The sequence below is a fragment of the Pseudomonas sp. MTM4 genome (assembly GCF_019355055.1).
GTDB lineage: Bacteria > Pseudomonadota > Gammaproteobacteria > Pseudomonadales > Pseudomonadaceae > Stutzerimonas.
The window spans coordinates 106,042-130,585 of record NZ_CP048411.1 but is presented as its reverse complement, the minus strand read 5'-3'; the positions used below and the strand labels follow the sequence as shown (position 1 = coordinate 130,585).

The 24,544-nt window shown below is 60.5% G+C and carries 21 protein-coding genes and 1 tRNA gene; 6 read left to right on the top strand and 16 right to left on the bottom strand.

The features are described 5' to 3' along the window. The first annotated feature begins 15 nt into the window (after positions 1–15). Both GYM54_RS00675 and chrA read left to right on the top strand, forming a co-directional pair. On the top strand, positions 16–945 hold the full coding sequence (locus tag GYM54_RS00675) for a DUF1853 family protein (protein ID WP_181102272.1): 930 nt from the start codon (positions 16–18) through the stop codon (positions 943–945). An 83-nt stretch (positions 946–1,028) separates the two neighbouring features. Further along, entirely contained in the window at positions 1,029–2,249 is a 1,221-nt protein-coding gene (chrA, locus tag GYM54_RS00670) for a chromate efflux transporter (RefSeq protein WP_181102274.1), read from the top strand. 21 nt (positions 2,250–2,270) lie between these two features. On the opposite strand, the gene GYM54_RS00665 is transcribed toward chrA, so the two are convergent. The 5 genes from GYM54_RS00665 to GYM54_RS00645 form a co-directional block, all read right to left on the bottom strand. Continuing rightward, the gene (locus GYM54_RS00665; protein WP_181102276.1) at positions 2,271–3,377 is read right to left on the bottom strand and encodes a cyclic nucleotide-binding domain-containing protein; all 1,107 of its coding nucleotides are present in this window, start codon (positions 3,375–3,377) and stop codon (positions 2,271–2,273) included. Positions 3,378–3,401: 24 nt separating this feature from the next. Next, the gene (locus GYM54_RS00660; RefSeq protein WP_231752129.1) at positions 3,402–4,310 is read right to left on the bottom strand and encodes a 1-aminocyclopropane-1-carboxylate deaminase/D-cysteine desulfhydrase; all 909 of its coding nucleotides are present in this window, start codon (positions 4,308–4,310) and stop codon (positions 3,402–3,404) included. Between the two features lie 49 nt (positions 4,311–4,359). Next, positions 4,360–5,721, bottom strand: a complete 1,362-nt coding sequence (locus tag GYM54_RS00655) for a chromosome partitioning protein ParA (protein WP_131648449.1) — start codon at positions 5,719–5,721, stop codon at positions 4,360–4,362. Between the two features lie 194 nt (positions 5,722–5,915). Then, positions 5,916–6,347 (bottom strand): nuclear transport factor 2 family protein, encoded by a 432-nt coding sequence (locus GYM54_RS00650; protein ID WP_197444588.1) that lies wholly within the window; start codon positions 6,345–6,347, stop codon positions 5,916–5,918. A gap of 50 nt (positions 6,348–6,397) precedes the next feature. After that, entirely contained in the window at positions 6,398–8,428 is a 2,031-nt protein-coding gene (locus tag GYM54_RS00645) for an NADPH-dependent 2,4-dienoyl-CoA reductase (RefSeq protein WP_197444587.1), read from the bottom strand. Positions 8,429–8,648: 220 nt separating this feature from the next. Between GYM54_RS00645 and GYM54_RS00640 the strand changes: the two genes are divergently transcribed. Further along, positions 8,649–9,656 (top strand): carbon-nitrogen hydrolase, encoded by a 1,008-nt coding sequence (locus GYM54_RS00640; RefSeq protein ID WP_181102286.1) that lies wholly within the window; start codon positions 8,649–8,651, stop codon positions 9,654–9,656. After that, positions 9,653–10,690, top strand: coding sequence for an AraC family transcriptional regulator (locus tag GYM54_RS00635; protein ID WP_181102288.1), 1,038 nt, complete (start codon positions 9,653–9,655; stop codon positions 10,688–10,690). Before GYM54_RS00640 ends, GYM54_RS00635 begins: the two co-directional genes overlap by 4 nt. A 275-nt stretch (positions 10,691–10,965) precedes the next feature. On the opposite strand, the gene GYM54_RS00630 is transcribed toward GYM54_RS00635, so the two are convergent. From GYM54_RS00630 to GYM54_RS00615, 4 genes are all read right to left on the bottom strand, one after another. Continuing rightward, positions 10,966–11,124 carry a DUF2474 domain-containing protein gene (locus tag GYM54_RS00630; RefSeq protein WP_181102290.1) on the bottom strand — a complete coding sequence of 53 codons (159 nt, stop codon included), beginning with the start codon at positions 11,122–11,124 and terminating at the stop codon, positions 10,966–10,968. Positions 11,125–11,148: 24 nt separating this feature from the next. Beyond that, on the bottom strand, positions 11,149–12,156 hold the full coding sequence (cydB, locus tag GYM54_RS00625; protein WP_181102292.1) for a cytochrome d ubiquinol oxidase subunit II: 1,008 nt from the start codon (positions 12,154–12,156) through the stop codon (positions 11,149–11,151). Between the two features lie 2 nt (positions 12,157–12,158). After that, on the bottom strand, positions 12,159–13,598 hold the full coding sequence (locus GYM54_RS00620; protein ID WP_131648443.1) for a cytochrome ubiquinol oxidase subunit I: 1,440 nt from the start codon (positions 13,596–13,598) through the stop codon (positions 12,159–12,161). A gap of 410 nt (positions 13,599–14,008) precedes the next feature. After that, positions 14,009–14,085, bottom strand: a tRNA-Asp gene (locus GYM54_RS00615). 349 nt (positions 14,086–14,434) lie between these two features. On the opposite strand from GYM54_RS00615, the gene GYM54_RS00610 reads away from it, so the two are divergent. Both GYM54_RS00610 and gspD read left to right on the top strand, forming a co-directional pair. Then, the gene (locus GYM54_RS00610; protein ID WP_231752128.1) at positions 14,435–15,070 is read left to right on the top strand and encodes a type II secretion system protein N; all 636 of its coding nucleotides are present in this window, start codon (positions 14,435–14,437) and stop codon (positions 15,068–15,070) included. A 3-nt stretch (positions 15,071–15,073) separates the two neighbouring features. Next, entirely contained in the window at positions 15,074–17,341 is a 2,268-nt protein-coding gene (gene gspD, locus GYM54_RS00605; RefSeq protein WP_131648442.1) for a type II secretion system secretin GspD, read from the top strand. A gap of 49 nt (positions 17,342–17,390) precedes the next feature. On the opposite strand, the gene GYM54_RS00600 is transcribed toward gspD, so the two are convergent. The 7 genes from GYM54_RS00600 to GYM54_RS00570 form a co-directional block, all read right to left on the bottom strand. Next, positions 17,391–18,602: an O-succinylhomoserine sulfhydrylase gene (locus GYM54_RS00600; RefSeq protein WP_131648441.1), complete on the bottom strand. Its 1,212-nt coding sequence runs from the start codon at positions 18,600–18,602 to the stop codon at positions 17,391–17,393. Positions 18,603–18,647: 45 nt separating this feature from the next. Beyond that, positions 18,648–20,153, bottom strand: a complete 1,506-nt coding sequence (gene purF / locus GYM54_RS00595; protein ID WP_181102294.1) for an amidophosphoribosyltransferase — start codon at positions 20,151–20,153, stop codon at positions 18,648–18,650. An 83-nt stretch (positions 20,154–20,236) separates the two neighbouring features. Beyond that, positions 20,237–20,749, bottom strand: a complete 513-nt coding sequence (locus tag GYM54_RS00590; protein ID WP_181102296.1) for a CvpA family protein — start codon at positions 20,747–20,749, stop codon at positions 20,237–20,239. A 122-nt stretch (positions 20,750–20,871) separates the two neighbouring features. Beyond that, positions 20,872–21,498, bottom strand: coding sequence for an SPOR domain-containing protein (locus GYM54_RS00585; RefSeq protein ID WP_181102298.1), 627 nt, complete (start codon positions 21,496–21,498; stop codon positions 20,872–20,874). Then, positions 21,482–22,786: a bifunctional tetrahydrofolate synthase/dihydrofolate synthase gene (folC, locus tag GYM54_RS00580; protein ID WP_181102300.1), complete on the bottom strand. Its 1,305-nt coding sequence runs from the start codon at positions 22,784–22,786 to the stop codon at positions 21,482–21,484. Before folC ends, GYM54_RS00585 begins: the two co-directional genes overlap by 17 nt. Beyond that, a complete protein-coding gene (gene accD / locus GYM54_RS00575) occupies positions 22,783–23,676 on the bottom strand; it encodes an acetyl-CoA carboxylase, carboxyltransferase subunit beta (RefSeq protein WP_181102302.1) in 894 nt (297 codons plus the stop codon). The genes folC and accD overlap by 4 nt, the downstream gene beginning before the upstream one ends. A gap of 224 nt (positions 23,677–23,900) precedes the next feature. Further along, positions 23,901–24,524, bottom strand: coding sequence for a phosphoribosylanthranilate isomerase (locus GYM54_RS00570; protein ID WP_181102304.1), 624 nt, complete (start codon positions 24,522–24,524; stop codon positions 23,901–23,903). Between the last annotated feature and the right edge of the window lie 20 nt (positions 24,525–24,544).

Here is a 24,544-nt window from a genome sequence, read left to right as displayed (position 1 = left end):
GGCTATGCTTGCTGCATGACCCTCCCTTGTCTTGACGAAGTAATGTCTAACTTGCGGCACCCACAGGTGCGGGATCTCGCCTGGGTAGTGCTCTCGCCGCCGCTTTTGATCGATGCCCCATCACCCCAGCGCCACCCGCTTTCGGCCAGTCGCTGGAGCAATGACCCCGCTGCGCTGAGCGACTGGTTGCTATTGCTCGACAGACAGCCGGCGGTACTCCAAGCGTGGCTGGCACAGCACAGCATTCGCCGGCTGGGCCTGTATTACGAACGCCTCTGGCAATTCGCACTGGCTCAGGCGCCGGATGTCGAACTGCTGGTGGCGAATCTGCCGATCCGCCAGGGCGGCCAGACGTTGGGCGAGCTGGATCTGATCCTGCGCGATGCAGAAGGCGTGCATCACCTTGAACTCGCGGTGAAATTCTACCTGGGCCTGCAGTCCGGCGATCGCCGCCGACACGACCACTGGCTGGGTCCCGGCAGCCATGATCGGTTGGATATCAAGTTGCAGCGCCTCTGCGAGCACCAGCTGCGACTCTCGTCCAGCCAACAGGCACAGGCACTGCTGACCGAGCTGACTTGCCGCCAGATCAAAAGCGCCTTGTGGCTCGGTGGCTACCTGTTCCAACCCTGGCAGGACGGGTGTGAACCGCCCGCTGGAGCCAACCCGATGCATCTCGGCGGGTCATGGTTGCGGCTGCGCGACTGGCTGCATTCGGCTGTCACCGATAGCGATGCGCACTGGCAACCGCTGCCCCGTCAAACCTGGCTGGCCCCGGCGCAATTGGAAGACAGCCAACTCTGGCAAGCCGAAGACGTTCAGCAATGGATTGTCGATGCCAATCGCAGCCAGGCACGCCTGCTGGCTCGAATGGAGCCCGACGCAGATGGGCACTGGGTCGAGCGCGAACGCCTTTTCGTGGTATCCGATAGCTGGCCTGGGTGATGCACTCTTCATCAAATCGTCACCCACATGCGACACACTGCAGCGCCCATCAGACTGCCCCTCAGTAACAGAACGGCCTATCGATGTCCTCAGTTCAACCCGATTCAATCCCTCTGCAGCATTCAAGCGCCTGGACCATCTTTCTGGTGTTTCTGCGTCTGGGGCTGACCTCTTTTGGTGGTCCGGTGGCTCATCTCGGCTATTTCCGCGAAGAGTTCGTCAACCGCCGCCGCTGGCTGGATGAGGCGGGATATGCCGATCTGGTAGCGCTCTGCCAATTCCTGCCAGGGCCGGCGAGCAGCCAGGTCGGCATTGCCATCGGTTTGCTACGCGGTGGTTATCGCGGCTCGCTGGCCGCCTGGGCCGGGTTCACCTTGCCGTCGGCGATCGCGCTGATGCTCTTCGCGTTCGGCATCAGCAGTTGGGGCGAAGCCGTTCCGGATGGGCTTCTGCATGGCCTGAAGATCGTTGCGGTTGCTGTGGTGGCCCAGGCGGTTTGGGGCATGGCCTGCAACCTGTGCACCGATCGAACGCGTATCACCATCGCGCTGCTCGCCGCGTGCGCGGTATTGGCTCTGCATAATGCCTGGGCGCAGCTTGGCGTTATCGTGCTGGCAGGTCTGGCCGGGCTGATGCTGTTTCGCCCTACATCGAAGGGTTCTCTCGCACCTCATCAGGGCCGTCAGGGTCGCTCGGTTGCCGGCCTCTTCCTGTTGTCGTTCTTCGCGCTGCTGATGGCCTTACCCCCGCTGGCCGCCGCTTCCAGCAGTCAGTTGTTGGCATTGTTCGACACCTTCTACCGCGCCGGCGCGCTGGTCTTCGGTGGGGGGCACGTGGTGCTTCCGTTGTTGCAGGCCGAAGTCGTACCCAATGGCTGGGTCAGCAACGACATATTCCTTGCCGGCTACGGCGCCGCCCAGGCGGTGCCGGGGCCGCTGTTCACTTTTTCGGCATTTCTCGGCGGGTCCATCGGTACTGGCAGCGCCGGCCTGATAAACGCAGCCGTATGCCTTGTGGCGATATTCACCCCTTCATTTCTGCTGGTGTTCGGCGTCATGCCGTTCTGGGACAGGCTACGCGCCAACCTTCGTGTACAGGCAGCGCTGGGTGGAGTGAACGCCGCGGTGGTCGGCCTGCTACTGGCGGCGCTTTATGATCCGGTCTGGACCAGCGCCATATTCAGCGCCGTCGACTTCGCTCTGGCGCTGGTCGCGCTGGTCGCCTTGATGGTCTGGAAGCTACCGCCCTGGCTGGTCGTGCTGGTGGGCGGCCTTGCAGGCTGGGCTATCGCCACAGTGTCTTGATCGTTCGCCAGTGATTTCAGCTTAGCCGCTGCGTTCAGTGCGACCGCCGGAACGAGCTAGATAGCCGCTGCCCTGCTCACAGATCAAGGTCGCGTGTTGCTCGGCGGACAGCCCATCGAGGCCGTCAGACAGCGGATAAGCGGTGAAACCCAGTTGGGTCAGCAGAAAGACCGCGCTGGCGCTGCGCTTGCCGCTTTCGCAGTAGCACAGATAGATCCGATCCTGAGCCAGCAGGCGTGTCTTGAGACGCAACAGATGCAGCGGCATATGCAGTGCCTGCAGCGCATGGCCGCGCTGGTATTCCTCCAGCAGCCGGACATCCAGCCATTGAGCACCCTTCGCGATCAGTTCGTTCGCCTCGGCAAGGTCAAGCTCGGCTACCACCGGCGCCCTCAACAGGGCGATGAAATCCCGCCGCGCCAGGCGCAGCACCTGAGCATTCTCGAGCAGCGTCACGGTGGCGTTGCGAGGGCATTCGGTGAGCAAAGCTTCTTCGCCGAAGCAGGCGCCGACATCCAGTTCCGCCACGACCTGCTCTACACCGCCAATGCCGGATATGACCTCGGCTCGACCGCTCTTGAGGAAGTAACAGCAGTCGCCGGCATCACCTTCACGCAGCAGTACGTAACCGGCAGGTAGCTTGATCGACTCGAGCCTGCCAAGCATCTTTCGCACGTTTTCCGGCGGCACCTTGGCGAACAGCGGATTGTCCAGCAGCGCTTCGAGCCAGTCAGTCAGTTCGCCAGCCGTGGACAGCTCCAGGAGCAGATCGGCATGGGTCTGATGCCAAGACAGCAAACGATCCAGCTGGGCGCCATCGACCGTCAATACACTGCAATCTTCCAGCGCCCGCACCTGGCTCAGCCGGGGTCCGGGGCCGAATGCGTGGCAGCTTTCCGGCGAGCCAGCGGCCATCCGCCATTGCTTGCCGTCCGGCCCATGCATGGACAAGGCGCCGGTGAGCAGGAAGTAGCAGGAACCGGCGCCTGTCTCGTCATCGAACAACAGCTCATCGGCGAGCAGCAGTCGCGGAATCAACTGCGCGCGAAGCGTCTGAAGTCGACGAGGCGAGAGCGCGTTGAGCGGAATCAGACTACCTAACTGATCGGGACGCAGCGGCTTGTTCATCCATGGTTCCAGAAGACGGGAAAGTCAGCGCAGCAGCTCGTCCAACTGCGCCTGCGCAGCTCGCCGGCCCTGCAAGCCACCGGTATGCACGAAGATGAGCCGCGTGCCGGGCGTAAAATAGCCGCGCTCAATATAAAGGCGCAATGCCATCATCGCCTTAGCCGTATAGACCGGTTCCAACGGCAACCCGGTGGCACGCTCGGTTTCCACCATGAAGCGCGCAAGCGCCTCGTCGAACCGACCGAAACCGCCGCGACTCGCATCGATCAGCTGATAGTTTGAGCTGGAGACTTCAGCCTCGCCGAGCAGCCTGCCGACTTCTTGCGCAACACCATGAGACGGCGGCCCTGCCAGCGCACCGTAGACGCGGCGCTCGTTCTGATCGGCTTCGCCGATCACCAGCCCTGCCAGGGTCGTACCGGTTCCAACGGCCAGCCACCAGCCGTCGTGATCGTCCCAGCCAATCGCGGCCAGTTGCTCCTGTACACGTGTCACCAGCGGCGCGCAACCCCGCGCGCCAGCGAGGCCGCCACCGCCTTCCGGCACGCAGTAAAAGCCGGGATAACGTTCGCACCAGGCATCGAAGAATCCCGGCTGGTGCCGCTCACGGTAGCCGCCGTAGCCCAGCCAATGCAGTTGCATACCGAAACTCTGCAGATCGTCGATGGTCGCCGTCCGCTGTGGTTGCCCGCGCAGCAGGCCGACACTGGCCAACCCGCTGCGTTTGGCAGCCGCCGCCAGCGCATGTAGATGATTCGAATGGGAGCCACCAAGGCTGATGAGTCCTGGTGCACCGGTCGCCTGCGCGGCCTGCAAATGGTGAGCGAGCTTGAACCACTTGTTTCCAGACAGCTCGGGATCGACCAGATCCAGGCGCAACACGGCAACCTGCACCTGCGCTTGTCGCAGCCAAGGCAAGACGATGAGCTGCAATGGCGCGGGCCGTAACTCTGGAAATGATGATGGGAATGCCGGCAAATCGTCAGCTACCCGTGCGCAGCCGGTCCTGAGCTCTATGTCTGGCACAGCAGTTGGACTCGCCAATGAAAAAACGGCTAGGGGCTTCCACTTTGTCCAGCGGCATATTGCAGCGCTCTCCACTGGACAAGGTAGCGACGCAGGTCGGCTGTTGATAATGCTGTACCCACTGGCCGTACTGCTCTTCGGAAACGGCACATTTGGCTGCGGCATAGGCGAGAGGGTTTTGCTGATAGCGCGCCATGTCATGCAGCGGAATGGTCAGGTGGCCCGCACCGGGGTGATAAGCCATGAACGTCACGCCGATTCCTGAAAGACGCTTGAGCACTTGCTCACCGCTTTGCTCGATGAGTGCATCACGCTGCTTTTGGAGTTGCTCGATCTCCTGCTGCAGCTGGGAGTCCAGTTCGTTGCGGTAGGCCAGCTCCACATCACGGATGGACACTTGCTCTTTGTATTCGGCGACCGCTGCTGCGATCTGCCGCCTCAACTCCTCATTGAACTGCGCCTGCGAGGCTTGCGCTTCGGCGCGGCTGTTGTGCTCCAGCGCACGCAGCTGCTGGCTCATTTCTTCACGGTTTTTTTGGAAACCCTCCGCCTGCTCGGCGAGCTGCGAGCGAAGCTGTTCGACGAGCTGCTCCTTGTCCAAGAGCTCCTGGCGTAACTGGGCAGCCTCTTCCAGTAGCCTGGCCTGCTGCTGTGCAGCCAAATCGCGTAGTCGGGTGATATCGGCCTCGCGCTGCTGCTCGAGATTGGCGATGCGCAGACGCTGCTGCTTGATCAGCTGCGCCGCCTTAACGCGCTGCTCCTGCTCGCGCTTTTCGGCTCGCTCGGTGGCCGCTTGCTTGGCAGAATCAGCCGCATACCAGGCGTCCTCGGCGACCATCTGTAGGCGTTCGGCCGGTACCACCTGAGGTATTTCTTCTTCGACCAGCAGGCCGAGCTGGTTGCGCCTGATTCGGTCACGCAGCATGACGAGGTGATTCCGGCTCTGGGTCAGTTCCGGGTCCCAGAGATGCATCTGATACCAGGACACCGGACATTGGCTGCGGCATGCCAGGCGAATGGGGCCCGCGCCTAGGTCAGGCCCACGTCCGGTGCGCTCGGCCAGATTGCGCAGTGGAATGTTCCAGCCGCTGTCCGCCGAGCCGTCTTCGTTGAAATCCAGGTAAAAGAACACCGCCGCACGGATCTGCAACCGGGTATTGATCAAGACGTAGGCGACACGCATCTGCTGATCGGCGAACTCCGGCATGCTCACCACGCCATCGAGCATGGCCTCGAATTCCGGGTAGAGCATTTCCTTACAGACGCCGCCATCATTGAAGAACAGTACGGCTTCGACCGTCTGCGGTTTGATCTGCATGCTCGCACCCTCAATGGCTTGATCAGCTAGCGAATGTTTCCATGAGGCGGTCGCATAACGCCGCTTCTCTATTGTCGGGCGCAAGTGTAGGAGAAAAATCGAAACGGGCGATGTGATTGGGTTGGCAGCGAGTCCGGTGCCCACAACTCCTGAGTTGCGCAGGAGAAAAACTGTGACTGAGTTGGAGAAGCCGGTCAGGACTTCATCGCCGCAAGCTGAGGCGCCAGACGCCGGCCCATTTCTTCACCAAGGGCCGCCAGGCCGCTCATTGGGCGCACCATGACTTCGAAATCAGTGATCAGGCCGGACCCGTCGAAGCGAATCATGTCGATGCCCTTGAGCTGTCGATCGCCGACACGCGCGCTGAATTCCAGCACGACGCTCAAGCCGTCCGCACTGGCCAACTCGCGGTGATAAGCGAAATCCTCGAAGACCTTCACTACGGTATTGAGGATCAGACTGACCGCTGCCGCACTCTCATAGGGCTTGTAGGCCATCGGCGAGCGAAACACGGCGTGCGAATGTAGCAACTCTGGCAGGCGGCTGAGATCGGCGGCTTCGATCATCTGATGCCAGCGCTGCAGCGTAGCGGCAGCGGCCGGTTGCAACGAAAGTGCGGTGTGCATACGAGGCTCCTATGAATAAAGCGGCCCCGCTCGAAGCGGGGTCGGGTAACTCAGATTTCCGCAGCGAGGCGCGAGCCCTGGTTGATCGCGCGTTTGGCATCCAGCTCGGCGGCGACGTCAGCTCCGCCGATGAGATGCACCTTGGCGCCCGCCGCCTCGAGCTCGGCCTGCAGCTCACGCAGTGGATCCTGCCCGGCGCACACGATCACAGTATCCACCGGCAGGATTTGCAGTTCGCCTCCGGCGACGCTGATATGCAGGCCCTGGTCGTCGACCTTGAGATATTCCACAGAACTGATCATCTGCACCTGCTTGTTCTTCAAGCCGGTGCGATGAATCCAACCGGTGGTCTTGCCCAGCCCATTTCCGACCTTGGATTTCTTGCGCTGCAGCAAATAGACCTGACGCGCCGGTGCGTGCGGTACCGGCTGGATGCCGGCGACGCCGCCGCGCGCTTCGAGCCCAAGGTCGATCCCCCACTCTTTCCAGAACGCCTCGCGATCCAGGCTGGTCGACTGCCCCTGATGGGTGATGAACTCCGAAACGTCAAAGCCAATACCGCCAGCGCCGATGACGGCAACGCGCTGCCCCACCGGCTTGCGCTGCAGGATCGCATCGAGGTAACCGATCACCATCGGATGCTCGATGCCCGGAATCTCTGGCGTACGTGGCGCGATGCCGGTGGCGAGGATGATCTCGTCGTAACCGCCGGCCAGCAGATCGGCCGCACCGATGCGGGTATTCAGGCGGACGTCGACACCGGTGCTTTTCAGTTTGCTGTCGAAATAACGCAGGGTTTCGTAGAACTCTTCCTTGCCCGGGACGCGTTTGGCCACGTTGAACTGGCCGCCGATTTCGCTACCCGAATCGAACAGGGCTACCTGATGGCCACGCTCGGCGGCGACGGTGGCCGCCGCCAGACCGGCCGGACCCGCGCCGACCACGGCGATCTTGTTCACCGCTGCGGTGGGAATGTAGTTCAACTCGGTCTCGTAGCAGGCCCGCGGGTTGACCAGACAGGTGGTCAATTTGCCGCTGAACGTATGGTCGAGACAGGCTTGGTTGCAACCGATACAGGTGTTGATGGTATCGCTGCGATCGGCGGCCGCCTTGTTGACGAAATCCGGATCGGCCAGGAACGGGCGCGCCATCGAAACCATGTCGGCGTCGCCCTCGGCCAGCACCTGTTCAGCAACCTCGGGGGTATTGATGCGGTTGGTGGTCACCAGCGGAATGCTCACCTCGCCGCGCAACTTCGCCGTTACCTTAGTGAACGCTGCACGCGGCACTTTGGTGGCGATGGTGGGAATGCGCGCTTCGTGCCAACCGATGCCGGTGTTGATCAGTGTCGCGCCGGCCCGCTCGATGGCTTTGGCCAACGTCACGACTTCTTCCCAGGCGCTGCCGCCTTCCATCAGATCGAGCATGGACAGGCGATAGATGATGATGAATTCAGGCCCTACCGCCTCCCTCACCCGCCGCACGATTTCCACCGGCAGACGCATGCGGTTTTCGTAACTGCCGCCCCAGCGGTCCGTACGATGGTTGGTATGGGCCACCAAGAACTGATTGATGAAGTAGCCTTCCGAACCCATGATCTCCACGCCATCGTAGCCGGCCTGCTGGGCCAGGCTCGCGCAATTGACGAAGTCACGGATTTGCTTTTCGATTCCCTCTTCGTCCAGCTCGCGCGGCGTGAAGGGGTTGATCGGCGCCTGGATGGCGCTGGGCGCGACCAGCTGCGGACTGTAGGCGTAACGACCGGCATGCAGGATCTGCATGCAGATCTTGCCGCCCGCCTCGTGAACGGCCTGGGTGACGACCTTGTGTTCTTCTGCTTCGGCGGCGGTCGACAGCTTGGCCGCCCCTGCGCGCACCGAACCTTCTTCGTTAGGGCCTACGCCGCCGGTGACGATCAGGCCGACACCACCACGCGCACGTTCAGCAAAAAAGGCTGCCATGCGCTCGAAGCCGTTTGGCATTTCCTCGAGACCGGTGTGCATCGAACCCATCAGCGTACGGTTGCGCAGCGTGGTGAAGCCCAGATCCAACGGGGCAAGCAGGTGCGGGAAAGCGGTCATGGTCGTTCCTCGATCAAGCGGCGCGAGAGTGGTGCGCTGTAGTCAACGGTAAAATCGCCACGCCTCATGGGGTCGTGGTCGCTATGGAGCGAAGATAAACAGGCGCCACGAAGCGCTCAATGATCGAAACTCACAACTGCCTGACCCTGGCGCGCAAAACACTTGGCAATCGTGAACGATATACCTAGTCTTTCCGCATATGCCTTCAGCAGCGCCTTCCATGCGTACCTACAGCAAATTGCTCGGTCTGACCGCCCTCGCCCTTGCCGCACTCATCATCTATCTGGACTGGACCGGTGACCGGCGCAGCGGCCCATTGCTGTCCGATCTGCGCACGCTGCCGATCAATAGCCAGGGCCAACCGGGGTCCGCCGGTAATCTGCTCGGGATCGAAACGCGGCTGATGCCCGCTGATTATCAAAGCAGGGAGCGGTTGCAGCTGAAGTTCACCACCTACCTAGATCAGGCGCGTGACGCCGGCCTGCTGAACCCGCGCACGATCGTCGTGCTGCCGGAGCACGTCGGCACCGGCCTTTTCGCCCTGGGCGAAAAGCCCGAAGTACAACAGGCACGTACGCTACGCGATGCCATGCAGTGGATGGCGTTGAGCAATCCTTGGGACTACGTGCGCGCACTTTTTGCTAACGAGGGCGGCCACCACCGCACCGAGGCCGTGCTGAAGATCAAGGGGCAGCAAATGGCCGATGACTATCAACTCATCTTCGGCAATCTCGCGCGCGACTACGGCGTCACGCTGGTCGCCGGCTCCATAGTGCTGCCCGAGCCGCGCCTTGAGGATGGCAGTCTACGGATCGGCGATGGTCCGTTGCGGCAAGTCAGTCTCAGCTTCGCCGCAGACGGCCAGCCCATTGGTCCGCTGCAATACAAAATGGCCTTAAGCCGCTATGAACGCCGCTACAGCCAGGCACCTGACCTGCCATCGTCTACGCTGCCCACGCCGGCCGGGCGCCTGGCTGTGCTGATCGGCTGCGACGGCTATATCCGCCAGCCACCTGCCGATGCTGAACTGCTCGCCCTCCCCGGCATGCGCGATAATCCGCACGCCAGTTGCGCAACCGCTCCCTTGCCACAAACGTCGCTGCCCCGCATGGAAGTACGCACGTTCGGGCTGCCCTGGAATCTGGTCGGCTCGCCCCGTCGACCCGCACCGCAGCATTACAACGCGCCCGTGCAACTGAACAATCTGTGGCTGCCGGAGCGCTCGTGAATCGCCAACGGGTGCGCCTCGGTGACCTCTCGGTTGGCTTCGTACACAGCCTGAGCAGTGCCCTGCAGGAAAAACAGATCGATCCGCAGCCGCTGCTGGATGCTTACGGTCTGGATCTGGCGCGCCTGTCCGAGCCACACGCGCGGCTGTCCATTCCGCGTTATATGCGCCTCGGCCACGCGGCCATCCAGCTTACCGGCGACCCGAGCCTGGGCCTGGAAATGGGGCGACTGCGCAAGGCCGGTCATCTGGGTCTGGTCGGCATAACCTCCGCCCAGGCGCCAACAGTCCGCGAAGCGGCACGCACCCTTATTCGCTACGAGCCGCTGTACGCATCCAACTACCGTGGCGCGTCGGCCTTTCATGAAGACGCCGAAGGGGCCTGGTTGCGGTTCTACTCGATCAGCCCCTACAACAGCTACAACCAGTTCGTCGTGGATACGGTATTGGCCAGCTGGATCACGCAACTGGCCACGGTCGCCGCGAACGCGATAACGCCCGTCGCGATTCATATCGAGTTCGAACGCCCCGACTATGCCGCGCGTTACGAGCCGATCTTTACGAAACCCGTTGAGTTCGCTGCCGAGCACAATCAGCTCCGGCTGGATAAAGCCACACTGGCGCTGCGCAACCCGGAGCACTGCCCGGGTACTTGGCGCCAGCTACTGGAACTTTGCGAAGCGGAACTGGAACAGCGAACCCGTACACGCAGCCTGCGCGAGCGGGTCACGCAACTTCTGGGGCCGATGCTCAAAGGCGGCGAGCCGGACCTGCAGCAGATTGCCAGCCGACTGCAGCTGCCATCCTGGACGCTGCGTCGAAAGCTGGAAGAAGAAGGCACCAGCTATCGAGCTATTCTCAACGATACGCGCCGCGACCTGGCCATGACCTATATTCGCGACACCGAATTGGCGTTCGGCGAGATCGCCTGGCTTCTGGGCTTTTCCTCGGCGGAGGCGTTTCAGCGCGCATTCAAGCGCTGGAGCGGGCAAACGCCTGGCGAATACCGGCGCCAGCAGCGGCGTGCCGACTGATCAACTAAAGCTCGAAAGCGTCTTCGGCCGGCTCGGGACCATCCTGCTCGGCGGCGTGCCATTCGAGTATTTCGTCCTGGTAGTCATCCATAGGAGCGCTCCTCGTATTGGGTCTCTAATCGACAAATCCGTACCAGCACGCTAACGCGAGTACATGACCAAAACATGAACCGCTGCGCACCGATGTTGGAATATCTGAATAGCCCAAGCTCACCGCCACCACAACGCGCCTAAACGCCGCATAGCACAGCACAGCACCGCACTTCGCGCGACGTTCATGGAGTCGTCAGGCCGGCGGCCGTCATGAACTGACGCAGCAACCAGGCGACTACTCCAAGCACCAATACGCTTGTGGACCAGATCAGCACGAGCCAGGTCATGCGCTTCCATAACGGCTTGGCCTCTGATGCGCTGCTTTCACGCTCCTTTTGCATAGGATCCTTCATGACGCGACCAACTCAGTGATAGCCATCTTCAGCACTGACCTTTCCCCTGAACACGTAGTAACTCCAAGCCGTGTACATCAGGATCAGCGGAATGATCAACAGCGCCCCAACCAGCGTAAAACCCTGGCTCTGCGGCGGCGCGGCAGCTTCCCAAATGCTTACCGACGGCGGAATGATGTTCGGCCAGAGGCTGATGCCCAGGCCGCTGTAGCCAAGGAAGATCAGCGCCAATGTGAACAGGAACGGTGAGTAATGAGCGTAGCGTGCGATCGACCGCAGCAGGCCGTATGTGCACAGCAGTACCAGGATTGGCACCGGCATGAAGAGAAACAGGTTCGGCATGCTGAACCAGCGCTCGGCGATGTCCGGATGCGTCAGCGGTGTCCACAGGCTCACGACGCCGGTCACCGCCAGCAGCGCCCAGACCAGCGGCACACCTATATCGTGCATGCGCCGCTGCAGATCACCGGCGGTTTTCATGATCAACCAGGTGCAACCCAACAAGGCATAAGCGACGATCAAGGCCAGCCCGCAGAACACCGAGAACGGCGTCAACCAATCCAGCGGGCCACCGACATAGGCCCGATCGGCCACCGGAAAGCCGTGGATGAAGGCGCCCAATGCGACGCCTTGGAAGAAGGTCGCGGCGAGCGAGCCACCAATGAAAGCTTTGTCCCAGATATGTTGGCGCGTAGCGCTCGCCTTGAAACGAAACTCGAAGGCGACACCGCGAAAAATCAGCCCCATCAGCATGAAAATGATCGGCAGATACAGAGCGGACAGCACGACTGAGTAAGCCAGCGGGAAAGCGGCGAACAGTCCGGCACCGCCCAGCACCAGCCAGGTCTCGTTGCCATCCCAGATCGGCGCCACGGTGTTCATCGCCACGTCACGTTCGGAACTGTCGGCAAGGAACGGGAAAAGAATTCCGATACCCAGGTCGAAGCCGTCCATTACGACGTACATCATGATCCCGAAAATGATGATCACAGCCCAGATCAGCGAAAGATCGACACCCATATTCAGTTCCTCTCGCCCAGTTGATCGCCGTGCTCATGGGGAATCGCCTCGTCGGCGGCCGAAATCGGCCGCATCGGCGTTCTTTTTTCACCGGGCCCACCTGCGCCCTTCTCGCTGCCTTCGTTGATGACCGGCCCTTTCGCAATCAACCGCAGCACGTAGACGAAACCGATGCCGAACACTGCGAAGTAGATGAGCACGAACAGCGCCAGCGTCAGGCCCAGCTGTTCGGCACCATGATTCGAGACTGCATCGGCGGTGCGCATCACACCGTAAATAACCCACGGCTGACGGCCAATTTCCGTCGTGAACCAACCGGCGAGGATTGCGATGAGTCCCGAAGGTCCCATCCACAATGCCAGCCGCAGAAACGCACGCGATTCATACAACTTGCCGCTGCGCCGCAGCAAAAGACTCCATACGCCGGTGAGGATCATCAGAAAACCCAGCGCGACCATTATCCGGAACGTCCAAAACACGATCGTCGAGTTGGGCCGGTCTTCTGGAGGGAAATCTTTGAGGGCCGGAATGGGCTCGGTCAGGCTGTGCTTGAGAATCAGGCTGCCGAGGTACGGAATTTCGACCTTGAAGCGCGTCTCTTCACGCTCCATGTCCGGCCAGCCAAACAGCAGTAGAGGGGTTGGCTCGCCAGAGGAGTTATCCCAGTGTCCTTCCATCGCAGCGATTTTTGCGGGTTGATGCTCGAGCGTATTCAGACCATGAAAATCGCCGACCACAGCCTGAATCGGGGCAACGATCAGCGCCATCCACATGGCCATGGAAAACATCTTGCGAACCGCCGGATTGTCTCGTCCACGCAGCAGGTGCCAGGCCGCCGAAGCACCGACCATGAACGCCGTGGCAAGAAACGCCGCGATCGCCATGTGTGTCAGCCGATACGGAAACGACGGGTTGAAGACGATGGCGAACCAGTCCACCGGCACCACAATGCCATTGATGATCTCGTGGCCCTGGGGCGTATGCATCCAGCTGTTAGAGGCCAGGATCCAGAAGGTCGAGATCAGCGTGCCGACCGCCACCATGATCGTGGAAAAGAAGTGCAGCCCCGGTCCGACGCGGTTCCAGCCAAATAGCATGACGCCGAGGAACCCGGCCTCAAGGAAAAACGCGGTCAAAACCTCATAGGCCAGCAATGGCCCGGTCACGCTGCCGGCGAACTCCGAGAACGCGCTCCAGTTGGTGCCGAACTGGTAGGCCATGACGATACCGGAGACCACGCCCATGCCGAAGTTGACGGCGAATATCTTCAGCCAGAAGTGGTAGAGGTCGCGATATACACCACGTTTGGTCTTGAGCCATAGCCCTTCCAGCACGGCGAGAAAACTGGCCAGCCCGATCGTGATCGCCGGAAAGATGATGTGAAAGGAAATGGTGAAAGCGAATTGGATCCGCGCAAGCTCGAGAGCTTCCAAACCGAACATTCAAGGCCCCTCGTCAGTTAGCCGCGTGCCCATGGCAGATGGATGTCGTCACGCATTACTGACAGCAAGAAACCGCAAGGGTGCGCTCGATCGCTCGGCAACCACGTCGCTAGACCGAGCAGAACGCGCCATGACAGTGCAGAGCAAGAGGACAGAGGTAAGTACCATCGCTGCACGGTGCGATCAGGCGACGTCCCGATATGCAGAGCGCGGATGCGTAACTAAGAAAGCTGAGCGCGGTAAACAATCGCTTATCCGCACGGCAGAGCGGCGTGCTCAAGGAGCCAGCGAAAATCAGCCAGGACACTCTCGAATGGATGCGCTAAATAACGGCGAGGCAGAAACGAAAAAAGCGACCCGAAGGTCGCTTTTTGCGAGACTTCCCGGCGGCTAGGGCCTGGAAGTAAATATGGCGCAGCGGACGGGACTCGAACCCGCGACCCCCGGCGTGACAGGCCGGTATTCTAACCGACTGAACTACCGCTGCGCGTCGGCCGGACTTTCGTCCGAATCGTAAGGCTTGCTGTTAAGCAGTGGCCAACCGAGTAACCAACCGGTTGATCGCCTTGCGAGGCGCGCAATTTACGCATCCACCCGAACCAAGTCAACTGTGCGCAGCGTTTTTTTCAGAAAAAATCCGGCCATTTGCAATCACTGCCAGGAATCGCACGTTGCCGGGCACCTTTTGCCTGAAAAACAGTCATTTGCACTGGCTATTTTAGGTGCTTCAGTTGTCATGGTCTGGTCTAGACTCCAGGCATGCCGGACATCGACGGTACCCACCAACCTCTACCCAAACAGCGTTCACCCTTATTCAGTTTCACGGAGTGCCTGGCTTGGCTTCCACCGCCACCCTGCAGAACGTTCGCCAACACGCGCCGCTGATCATCAGCGCGGCTATCGTCGTGCTCTTCAGTCTCTATCTGGCTGGTCAGATCAGGGAATGGCTGCAACTTACCCAGGCGCCCTCGGCGGCTGCTGCGCAGAGCAGCCAGCCAGCGGGCGTCGCGCCGGATCTTCAACGCATGGAAAGCCTATTCGGCACCCCCGTATCGTCCAGCCAGGGCTACACAGCCGGGACATCAAATTCCGATCTGACCTTGCTAGGCAGCTTCGTACACGCCGATCCGGCCCGTTCCACGGCAATAATCCAGCTGAGCGGCTTTCCACCACAGCTATATCGGGTCGAAGAGGAACTGGAACCAGATGTCAGCCTGCACAGCGTTCACCCTGACAGAGTCGAAATACTGAGAGGCGGCCGCGTCGAAAGTCTGTATTTCCCGAGCGTTCGCTCCGCTACGGCGGTACCCGACAACCTGCCGGACTACAGCGACCCTGCGGAGACGGAGTACGTCGACCCGCAAGCGGAAATGCTGCAACAGCAAATGGAAGCGCTCCGCCAACAGATGGAAGGGGCCACCAGCCCACCAGAAACCATGCCCACCGATGAACAGCCCACGGAAGACGACTGACTGATGCTGCCTTTTTCCTCTCGCCCGTTGATTGCATTGATCGCCGTTGGCGTACTCGCCGCTCCCCTGCCCTTGCTGGCGGTCGACCCCGGAATCGAGCCGAGCGAAACCCAACAGGACGGCTGGACGATCAACCTCAAGGATGCCGACATTCGCGCCTTCGTCGATCAGATCAGCCAACTGACGGGGCAGACCTTCATCGTCGACCCACGGGTCAAGGGACAGGTCAGTGTCGTGTCATCGACGACGCTCTCGCTAGCAGAGGTCTACCAGCTGTTCCTGTCGGTCATGGCGACTCACGGATTCAGCGTGCTCACCCAGGGCGAAGTCACGCGAATCGTGCCGAACGCCGAAGCAAAATCGGAGGCAGGCGGAGGACCGGCCGGCGGCGATCTGCTGGAAACCCGTGTCATCCAGGTCCAGCACACTTCTGCCACCGAATTGATCCCACTGATTCGCCCGCTGGTCCCGCAATATGGCCATCTCGCCGCGGTCGGTTCGGCCAATGCACTGATCATCAGTGATCGCAGTGCAAACATCGCCCGCATCGAAGATCTGGTCCGTCAACTCGACCGCGCCCAAACCGACGACCACAGCGTGGTCAATCTGCAGTATGGCTGGGCCGTGGACATTGCCGAGGTGCTGCGCAACACGCTGGCACGGGGCGAAGCCCGGGATACCGCAGGCGCACAAATCATTGCCGATTCACGCACCAATCGACTGATCTTTACCGGGCCGGAACAGGCGCGGCAGAAACTTGCCAATCTGGCGAGGACACTCGACACGCCAAGCACCCGATCGGCCAATACACGCGTCATCCGCCTGCGCCATAACGATGCCAAGTCCTTGGCCGAGACCCTCGGCGATATTTCCGAAGGTCTCGCAACACCAGTGGATGGCGAGGTTCAGGGCGGCCGTTCGCAGAACATCCTGATTCGCGCCGATGAAAGCCTCAACGCCCTGGTCATGCTCGCCGAACCCGAACTGATCGGCACCCTGGAGTCGATCGTGCGTCAGCTAGATATTCCACGTGCGCAGGTTATGGTCGAGGCTGCCATCGTTGAAGTTTCCGGCGATATCACCGACGCACTCGGCGTCCAGTGGGCGGTCGATGCGCGCGGAGGCACGGGCGGTGCCGGCGGCGTCAGCTTCGGCAATACCGGCATATCCATCGGTAGTGTGCTCAATTCGATCAACGAGGACGAGATACCAAGCAACCTTCCTGATGGCGCGATTATTGGGGTCGGCACGCGCAGCTTCGGCGCATTGATCACTGCGTTGTCTGCCAACAGCAAGAGCAACCTCCTGTCGACGCCCAGTCTGCTGACGCTGGACAATCAGGAGGCCGAAATTCTCGTGGGACAGAACGTGCCCTTTCAGACCGGCAGTTACACAACGGACTCGTCCGGCGCAAACAATCCGTTTACCACCATCGAACGCCAGGACGTGGGTGTGACACTGAAGGTGGTGCCGCACATCAACGACGGAGCCACGCTGCGCCTGGAAATCGAACAGGAGATTTCCACGATCGCGCCATCGGCATCGCTTTCAGCGCAAGCGGTCGACTTGGTGACGAACAAGCGTTCGATCAAGAGCACAATTCTTGCGGAAGACGGCCAGGTGATCGTACTGGGAGGCCTCATTCAGGACGACGTTACCCGCACCGACTCGAAGGTCCCGCTCCTCGGAGATATCCCGTTTCTAGGCGCGCTGTTTCGTTCTACTCAGGAAACTCACATCAAGCGCAATCTGATGGTGTTTCTGCGCCCGACCGTTATTCGCGATCGCGCCGGGCTGGCAGCGCTGTCCGGTAAGAAATACAGCGATATCCGGGTCATCGAAACCGGCTCGGACAGCCCGAGCATCCTCCCTGCCACGCCAGAGCGGCTGTTTGACGGCCAAGGTCAGCCAGCACCGGCTATCGATCTTCGCTCCAACGAACCGGAGCAGCGCCGTGCGATTCCCAAAGCGCCGGCAACACAACGAGCTCCTGCAGTCTCCGCTCCTATTCCGCAAAGGGAACAGTCATCGATTCGCTCGGGCTGGGCCGTCCAGGTAGCCAGCCTGCAGAACCGCGACAGCGCCGAAGCGCTACGGGGAAAGCTGGGTGCTGAAGGGTTCGATACCTATATAAGAACGACAGGCCGGACACATCGCATATTCGTCGGGCCAATGGAACAGCGCCAGGAAGCAAGTCGGGTCCGCGACCAGCTCTCCGAGGAACAGCGCCTGGACGGTTTCGTAGTGAGCTTCGACGCTGGGGACAACTGAGATACCGTGCAATCCGGATTGAGGACGATCCTTCGTCCCCAATTCAGCATCACAGCGAAGCCAGCCCTCGGGCGAGATCGGCTTTCAAGTCAGCCACATCTTCCAGGCCCACGGCCACACGGATCAGACTGTCACGGATGCCAGCGGTTGCACGATCTTCCGGCGAAAGCCGACCGTGAGTGGTCGACCCTGGATGAGTGATGGTGGTCTTGCTGTCGCCCAGATTGGCGGTGATAGAGATGAGCCGGGTCGCGTCGATAAAGCGCCACGCAGCCTCCTTGCCCCCCGCAACCTCGAAGCTCAGCACAGCCCCAAAGCCCTTCTGTTGACGCTTGGCCAGCTCGTGCTGCGGGTGGCTGGACAGGCCAGCGTAGTAAACTTTTTCGACTCCCGGTTGCTGCTCGAGCCACTCAGCGAGCGCCTGCGCGTTTGCGCAGTGCGCCTGCATACGCAGCCGCAGGGTCTCCAGCCCCTTGAGAAACACCCAGGCATTGAACGGGCTCAACGTCGGACCCGCCGTGCGCAGAAAGCCCACCACTTCTTTCATCTGCTCGGCTCGGCCGGCCACCACGCCGCCCAGACAGCGCCCCTGGCCGTCGATGTACTTGGTGGCGGAATGAATAACGATGTCAGCACCGAGCGCCAATGGTTGCTGCAGCACCGGTGTGCAAAAGCAGTTATCCACCGCCAGCATGGCGCCCTTGGCATGGCAGAGTTCGGCCAACGCCTCGATATCGACCAGCTCGGCAAGCGGGTTCGAAGGTGACTCGACGAATACCAGGCGGGTATTGGGTTTGAAAGCGGGCTCCCAAACGTCAACTTCCGTGAGCGGGACGTAGTCGACTTCAAGCCCGAAGCGTTTCAGATACTTCTCGAACAACGAAACCGTCGCACCGAAGACGCTGCGCGAAACCAGCACATGATCGCCGGCGGAGCACAGGCTCATCACCGTTGCCAGGATCGCAGCCATCCCAGATGCGGTCGCCACGGCTTGCTCGGCACCTTCCATCGCGGCGATACGCTCTTCGAACGCACGCACGGTGGGGTTGGTATAGCGCGAATAGACATTTCCCGGCACTTCACCGGCAAAACGTGCGGCGGCGTCGGCGGCACTCCGGAACACGTAGCTGGATGTGAAGAACAGCGGCTCGCCATGCTCACCTTCGGGCGAGCGGTGCTGACCCGCACGAACAGCCAGTGTATCCATGCCCACCCCGGACAGATCACTGTCCAGTCGGCCTGCGTCCCAGTCAGTTGTCATAAGTTGTCCACCCTGAACGGAGGCGGCAAGCCGCCGAATTGTCGATCAGTTGTTATGTAGATCGATGATAGCGCTGCCCGTGATGCTCTTGCTTTTGCTCAAGTCGTTACGTGCCTGCTCGATCTTGTGCAGGTAGACCTCATCGATATCGCCGGTCACGTACTTGCCATCGAATACCGCGCAATCGAAATTCTCGATCTTCACCTTGCCACCTCCGACCGCATCGATCAGGTCATCCAGATCCTGATAAACCAGCCAGTCGGCGCCGATCAGCTCTGCGACTTCATCGGTGCTGCGATTATGTGCGATGAGCTCGTGAGCGCTGGGCATATCGATGCCGTACACGTTCGGGTAGCGAACGGCCGGGGCGGCGGAGCAGAAATAGACATTCTTCGCCCCGGCTTCGCGGGCCATTTGAATGATCTGCTTGCAAGTGGTGCCGCGAACGATGGAGTCGTCCACCAGCATGACATTCTTGCCGCGGAATTCGAGATCGATGGCATTGAGCTTTTGCCGCACCGATTTCTTGCGCGCCGCCTGACCCGGCATGATGAAGGTCCGGCCGATGTAGCGGTTCTTGACGAAGCCTTCTCGAAACTTCACACCCAGCCGGTTAGCCAGCTCAAGCGCCGCGGTACGGCTGGTGTCAGGAATCGGAATGACCACGTCGATATCGTGATCCGGACGTTCACGAAGAATCTTGTCGGCCAGCTTTTCGCCCATCCGCAGGCGGGCCTTGTATACCGATACGCCATCCATCAGCGAATCCGAACGCGCCAGGTAGACGTGCTCGAAGATACAAGGCGCGTAATGAGGATTCGGCGCGCATTGACGGGTATGCAGTTTGCCGTCCGAGGTGATGTAAACCGCTTCGCCTGGAGCGAGATCTCGGATCAACGAGAAGCCCAGCACATCCAGTGCGACGCTTTCGGAGGCGATCATGTACTCGACGCCATGCTCGGTGTGTCGCTGTCCGAACACGATCGGGCGAATGGCATTCGGATCGCGGAAACCGACGATGCCGTAACCCGTCACCATGGCCACCACCGCGTAGCCGCCGACACAACGTTCATGGACCTTGGCCACGGCCGCGAAAACGTCCTCCTCGGTGGGCTGCAGCTTGCCCCGCACCGCCAGCTCGTGGGCGAACACGTTGAGCAGCACTTCCGAATCGGAATTGGTGTTCACGTGGCGCAGGTCGGATTCGTAGATTTCCTTGGTCAGCTGATCGACGTTGGTCAGGTTGCCGTTGTGCGCCAACGTAATGCCATACGGGGAGTTCACATAGAACGGCTGTGCCTCCGCCGAGCTGGAGCTGCCCGCAGTGGGATAACGTACGTGACCGATTCCCATGTTACCGACCAGACGCTGCATGTGACGCTGCTGAAAGACGTCGCGGACCAACCCGTTGTCCTTGCGCAGAAACAGCTTGCCGCCGTCACTGGTCACGATTCCGGCCGCATCCTGCCCACGATGTTGCAGTACGGTAAGTGCGTCATATAACGCCTGATTGACGTTCGACTTACCGACGATGCCGACAATGCCACACATGCAAGGAACCTCTCAGTTAATACAGGCTGACCCGGACATGACACAGGCCTAAAGGCCCAACACACCCGTTGAAAATGTTCGTCTCAGCCGGACGCATCGAGCGAGCCGGCTACCCATTGGCTTCCAAACCCGAGAATCAGGTTTTTCGACCAGTCGGCAACCAATAGAAAATGGGGCAGCAGTGTCGATTCACGCCACCACGGATCCTGTTGTACAGGCGCGAGGCTGAGCAGACCAACGAGCACAACGATCAATAGCCCGCCACGAGCCGCACCGAATACCATTCCGAGAAAGCGATCCGTGCCTGACAAGCCGGTTACCCGAACCAGCTCCCCAATGAGGAAATTAACCAGCGCGCCGACCAGTAGCGTCACGATGAACAGAATCGCGCATGCCGCGATGACCTGAAAAGAAGGGGTACTGATGAACTCGGCAAGATGATGGGACAGCGCACCACCGAACATCCAGGCAACCACGCCAGCAATGATCCAGGTGAGCAGCGAAAGCGCTTCCTTAACGAAGCCGCGTTTCAAGCTGATCAGGCTGGAGATGACCACAACGGCGATAAACGCCCAATCGACCCAGGTGAGCGTCACAGGGTTTCCTGCTAAGGAGAAAGGCGGCGCATTTTAGCAGAGCGTCCGCGAAGGGGTAAGCAGGCAATCATGCTTACCCGCGGAGCGGCGGGACGACCAGCGACAAGCCTGAGCCCCCTTGCTTAACCCTGTTCAGGCTTGAAACGGACTACGAACCCGTTCAGCTTTTGCTGGCGTTGTAGTTGATCACGAAGGCGGTTGGCTTCCGCTCGCTCGACAAGCGGCCCGACGAAGACCCGGTTCATCCCGTCTGCGGTACGTATATAAGCGTTATACCCCTGAGAACGCAGTGTCTTCTGCAGCTTGTCGGCATTCTCGCGACTCGACAGGCTGGCCAACTGCACCGACCAGCTGATCGGCAAATTAGCCGTGTCCAATCGCTTCTCTTCTGTAGCGGTCGGCGGCGTCTCGGCGGTTGCCGACTCAGGTGCTGCTGGCGCGGGCGCTGACTCGACAGGGGTTGGAGCCGGATTGATAGGAGTCGCGGGCGTCTCGGACTGGGCAGCTGCATTCTCCTCGATGATTTCGAACTCTTCCGGGAAAGGCTCGACCTCGGGCTCAGGCACCTCCACAGGCTGCGCCTCGATCACAGGCGCAGCCGGCGCTTCGGGCATTTCCGGCGCATCCACGACTATCTGCCGGCCGGCATCTTCGCGGTTGAACAGCATCGGAACGAATATTACCGCCAGTGCCAGAAGCACCAAGGCGCCAACGATACGCTGCAGCAATCCCCTATCTACCAAGACCATATTCTCCACTGGTTGCGTGCCGATCGATCCAGCTCAGCGCATCGGCCACACAGTAAAAAGACCCGAAGAGCAATATCTCGTCGCCATCGACAGCCAGATCGCACTGACCTTCGAGCGCCTGGGATATCCCCGGATAGATAGTGACGCTTGCATTGCGTTCCAGCAATGCCGCACTCAGCTCAGCTGCCGAGCGCGAGCGCGGCGTAGCCAGCGGCGCGACCGCCCAGACATCGACTACAGGTAGCAACGCATCGATCACGCCAGCCAGATTCTTGTCAGCCAGCAGACCGAATACCGCCAGCCGACGGCAAGGCTTCGGCTGTCGCTGCAGGTGTCTGGCCAGATATCCAGCCGCGTGCGGGTTGTGCCCGACATCGAGCAGTATCGACAAGTCACGTCCTCGCCAACGGATCGTCCGCCGGTCCAGACGGCCGGTGACACGAGTGTTCAGCAGAGCCTCAACCAGCCGCTCCGGCTGCCAGGACGACTGCAGCAATGCAAACGCTTGCAACGCCACAGCTGCATTTTCCAGTGGCAATGCCAGCATCGGCAGATTTCGCAGCTCTAGGGGGTTGCCGGTCCCGTCTCGGCCACGCCAGTGCCAACGGGTCGCCTCCATCGCCAGATCGAAATCGCGCCCACGGACCAGCAACGGCACAGCCGCCTCAGTCGCGTTTTTCAGCATGGAGCCTGGCGGAGCGGGATCACCACATACGGCAGGCTTTGCGGGGCGGAATATCCCGGCTTTTTCAAATGCTACGCTTTCGCGCGTATCACCGAGCCATTCGGCATGGTCCAGTCCGATATTGGTGACGACCGCCACGTCCGCATCGATCAGATTCACCGCGTCGAGACGGCCGCCAAGCCCGACTTCCAGCACCACGGCGTCCAGCGCCTCACGTCCGAAAAGCCAGAAAGCGGCGAGCGTGCCCATTTCGAAATAGGTCAGTGAAACAGAACCTCGTGCCTGCTCGACTGCCTCGAAGGCTTCGCACAACGCCTCATCACTGGCATCCGTACCATTGAGACGAACGCGCTCGTTGTAACGCAATAGATGAGGCGAGCTGTAGACGCCCACTTTCTTACCCTGCCCTGTGAGCATCTGGGCGATGAAAGCGCAGGTCGACCCCTTACCATTGGTGCCGGTAACGGTAACCACCTGCGGAGCCGGGCGCTTGAGACCGAGCTTTGTCGCCACCTCACGGCAGCGATCAAGGCCCATATCGATGGTGGTGGGATGCAGCTGCTCAAGATAATCGAGCCAGTCCTGCAGGTTCCGCCGACTCATGCGCTGGCCGTTACCAAGGCAGGCTCCGCCGGGGTAGGCAGATGTTGCAGCTGAGCGAGAAGGCGCGACAAGCGAGTACGCAGCTCGGATCGCGGAACGATCAGGTCGATGGCACCGTGATCAAGCAGGAACTCACTGCGCTGAAAACCTTCCGGCAGCTTTTCACGCACTGTCTGTTCGATCACGCGCGGCCCGGCAAAACCGATCAGGGCCTTGGGCTCGGCGACGATGACATCGCCCAGCATGGCCAAACTTGCCGATACGCCGCCGTAAACCGGATCGGTAAGTACGGAAATGAACGGCAATCCTTCTTCGCGCATGCGGGCCAGCACTGCGGAGGTCTTGGCCATCTGCATGAGCGAGATCAGCGCCTCCTGCATGCGAGCACCGCCGGAAGCTGCGAAGCAGATCAGCGGACAACGCTGCTCAAGCGCGGCGTTGGCCGCCTGAACGAAGCGCTCCCCGACGATCGCGCCCATGGAACCGCCCATGAAGGAAAACTCGAAGGCACAGGCCACGACCGGCATGTTCATTAAGGTACCCCGCATGGCGATCAGCGCATCCTTTTCGCCGGTCTGTTTCTGCGCCGCGGACAGGCGATCCTTGTATTTCTTACTGTCGCGAAACTTCAGTCGGTCGACCGGCTCGAGGTCGGCGCCGATCTCCTCGCGCTCCTCCTTGTCGAGAAAGATATCCAGACGCGTACGTGCGTCGATGCGCATGTGATGCTGGCATTTCGGGCAGACATCCAGCGTTTTTTCCAGCTCGGGGCGATATAGCACCGCCTCGCAGGACGGACATTTGTGCCACAGGCCCTCGGGTACTGAGCTCTTCTGCGTTTCCGAGCGCATGATCGAAGGGATCAGCTTGTCTACTAGCCAGTTGCTCATGCTTTTATTCTCCACAGCTTGTCAGTCCCGCGCGTAACGACTGCACGCACCGAAAAAATTCATCGTTGCGACCGGTCTCCATTCGGAGTTCACTGCGTCGCGTAGGCGATAGCCAAGGAATCGCTATCGCTGAAGTCTGATCGCCGTCTGGCACCAGATCGGTAACAGTGGCGGGATTCGCCAAACCAGCGAATGGTAACTGGACGGCAATGCCCCCGCGCTCGTCACATCGAAGATCTTACTGACCGAACGAAGTCCCGCACTTTCTGCGCATCTTTGACGCCCTTGCTCAGCTCTACTCCCCCACTCACGTCGACGGCGAACGGACGTACCTCGGCCAGCGCCTGACGAACATTTTGCGAAGTCAGCCCGCCAGCCAATATCAGTGGCTTGGGCAGATTTGCAGGGATCAGTGACCAATCGAACGCCTCGCCCGTCCCGCCAGGAACACCGGCAACAAAGGTATCGAGCAGAATTGCGCTAGCCCCATCGTAGCGTGCGGCCTGGACACGGACATCCTCACCCGCCTTGACTCTGAGCGCCTTGTACCACGGCCGATGAAAACCTTCGCAGTCAGCCGGCGTTTCGTCACCATGAAATTGCAGAGCATCCAGCGGCACGGCATCCAGCGTCTCATTAATTTCGCAACGCGATGCGTTGACGAACAAGCCTACGGTGGTGACGAAAGGCGGCAGAGCAGCAACGATGGCCCGCGCCTGCTGTATATTTACCGCGCGTGGGCTTTTCGCATAAAACACCAGGCCAATCGCATCCGCACCGGCTTCGGCAGCGACGAGCGCATCCTCAACCCGGGTGATTCCACATATCTTGCTACGAACGATAGGCAACGGCAGGCACCTGCGATAAA

Bases quoted from the DNA above. Each gene is read 5' to 3' on its own strand.
- GYM54_RS00675 (WP_181102272.1), top strand. From the start codon at position 16: ATGACCCTCCCTTGTCTTGACGAAGTAATGTCTAACTTGCGGCACCCA.
- chrA (WP_181102274.1), top strand. From the start codon at position 1,029: ATGTCCTCAGTTCAACCCGATTCAATCCCTCTGCAGCATTCAAGCGCC.
- GYM54_RS00665 (WP_181102276.1), bottom strand. From the start codon at position 3,377: ATGAACAAGCCGCTGCGTCCCGATCAGTTAGGTAGTCTGATTCCGCTC.
- GYM54_RS00655 (WP_131648449.1), bottom strand. From the start codon at position 5,721: ATGCAGATCAAACCGCAGACGGTCGAAGCCGTACTGTTCTTCAATGAT.
- GYM54_RS00650 (WP_197444588.1), bottom strand. From the start codon at position 6,347: ATGCACACCGCACTTTCGTTGCAACCGGCCGCTGCCGCTACGCTGCAG.
- GYM54_RS00645 (WP_197444587.1), bottom strand. From the start codon at position 8,428: ATGACCGCTTTCCCGCACCTGCTTGCCCCGTTGGATCTGGGCTTCACC.
- GYM54_RS00640 (WP_181102286.1), top strand. From the start codon at position 8,649: ATGCGTACCTACAGCAAATTGCTCGGTCTGACCGCCCTCGCCCTTGCC.
- GYM54_RS00630 (WP_181102290.1), bottom strand. From the start codon at position 11,124: ATGCAAAAGGAGCGTGAAAGCAGCGCATCAGAGGCCAAGCCGTTATGG.
- cydB (WP_181102292.1), bottom strand. From the start codon at position 12,156: ATGGGTGTCGATCTTTCGCTGATCTGGGCTGTGATCATCATTTTCGGG.
- GYM54_RS00620 (WP_131648443.1), bottom strand. From the start codon at position 13,598: ATGTTCGGTTTGGAAGCTCTCGAGCTTGCGCGGATCCAATTCGCTTTC.
- gspD (WP_131648442.1), top strand. From the start codon at position 15,074: ATGCTGCCTTTTTCCTCTCGCCCGTTGATTGCATTGATCGCCGTTGGC.
- GYM54_RS00600 (WP_131648441.1), bottom strand. From the start codon at position 18,602: ATGACAACTGACTGGGACGCAGGCCGACTGGACAGTGATCTGTCCGGG.
- purF (WP_181102294.1), bottom strand. From the start codon at position 20,153: ATGTGTGGCATTGTCGGCATCGTCGGTAAGTCGAACGTCAATCAGGCG.
- GYM54_RS00585 (WP_181102298.1), bottom strand. From the start codon at position 21,498: ATGGTCTTGGTAGATAGGGGATTGCTGCAGCGTATCGTTGGCGCCTTG.
- folC (WP_181102300.1), bottom strand. From the start codon at position 22,786: ATGAGTCGGCGGAACCTGCAGGACTGGCTCGATTATCTTGAGCAGCTG.
- accD (WP_181102302.1), bottom strand. From the start codon at position 23,676: ATGAGCAACTGGCTAGTAGACAAGCTGATCCCTTCGATCATGCGCTCG.